Below are 1,566 nucleotides of genomic sequence, written 5' to 3' on the forward strand. Positions count from 1 at the left end.
TGTATGTCTTCAAAAGAAAATGGACTTTCTCTTAGGGAGTGTTTGTTAGTTTAAAGTTATAATAAAAGTTGATTTCCATAAAATTTTTCTGAGCTTTGAGGCTCAAAAATTTTCCAGAACAACTTTTTTAGCGTTTTACTTTTTCTTTAAAGTAATTCCGTTTTCTGAGTTGCAGTGTTTTCTCTTTTATTTTCCTGCGCTCCCGGAGTATTTCATCGCTTCTTCCAAAATATACATCAGCAGGAGTTAGATTTTGCAGAGACTCATGATACCGCTGATTATTATAACGGTTTACAAATTCCTCCAGTGCTTTTTCCAATTCTTCAGGGCTGTAATAAAAATGAAGTTTTACCACATTTTTCATCGTTCTGTGGTACCGCTCGATCTTTCCCTGGGTCTGCGGATGAGCAGGTTTTCCATGAAGTTGATTGATTTGATACTTTTTCTGCAGATACTCTTTCAATTCAGAAGCTACGTAGCAGGAGCCATTATCAGATAAAAGTTTAGGAACCTGTCCTTTTTTAAGCCCTGACTTTATTACAGCTGAATCTACCGTTCTTTTTACATCATTCACTTTCATGTTTCTACAGAGCTCCCAATGAACAATATAACGGCTGTAATCATCCAGAACGGTACTTAGATAGTACCAGCCCCAACCGATAATCTTAAAATAAGTGAAATCTGTTTGCCACATCTCATGTACAAAATTGGTTTTATCTTTAAATTCATCAGCAGCTGAGAGCAGGATATGAGAAGGAGCGGTAATCAGACCCCGCTTTTTCAAAATTCTGTACACACTTGATTCTGAAATAAAAATACCCTGCTCATCGGTAATTTTGTAAGCCAGTTCTCGGCTGGAAAGTCCGGGATGCTCCAATGCGATCTCGACCACAAGGTTTTTTTGTTTCTCAGGAATGCTGTTCCATTGTTTTCTGTTAAAAGAAGGGGAGGAAAAAAATCCTTCATATCCTTTTTTCAGATACAGATTGTACCAATTGTAAAAGGTGCTCTTATGGATGCCGAGTTCCCTCAAAGTCTTATTAACACCTATTTCACTGCGCGTAACGAGTTCTATGAGCTCTAATTTTTCACCGGCGGATAACCTCATATATCTTCTATATTTCTGGGTTAGTCCAGCATGTCCAAGCTTTTTTTTACAATATCATACCGTAAAACGAGATCTGCAACCATTTCTTTTAGCTTCTTGTTTTCTTCTCGAAGCTGGCTGACTTCATCAGAAGTAGCCTCACGAACTACATCACCAGAAAGACGTTTCTTACCGGCCTCAAGAAATTCTTTGTTCCATTTGTAAAATGTGGATTCCTGAATGCCATGCTTACGGCAGAGCTCTGCTACAGAAGTTTCTGCACGAAGGGCTTCCATTACAATGAGGATCTTTTGCTCGGCAGTGAAGATTCTTCTGGTTTTTCTCCTGATCTCTTTAATGTAGGTTTCAGGAGTTGGTTTTTTCCTGGTGTTCATAATATCAAATTTAAAAATTAATCTCTTATGAAACACTCCTTAAGTTAGAGCCTAAATCAGTACACTTTTTGCTGACGATTTACA

The 1,566-nt window shown here is 37.8% G+C and carries 1 pseudogene; it reads right to left on the reverse strand.

The features are described from left to right. Nucleotides 1-127 precede the first annotated feature (127 nt). A pseudogene (locus tag GFU89_RS23185) lies at nucleotides 128-1,482 on the reverse strand (IS3 family transposase). Between the last annotated feature and the right edge of the window lie 84 nt (nucleotides 1,483-1,566).

The organism is Chryseobacterium sp. JV558 (genome assembly GCF_033712365.1).
Classification (GTDB): Bacteria; Bacteroidota; Bacteroidia; order Flavobacteriales; family Weeksellaceae; genus Chryseobacterium.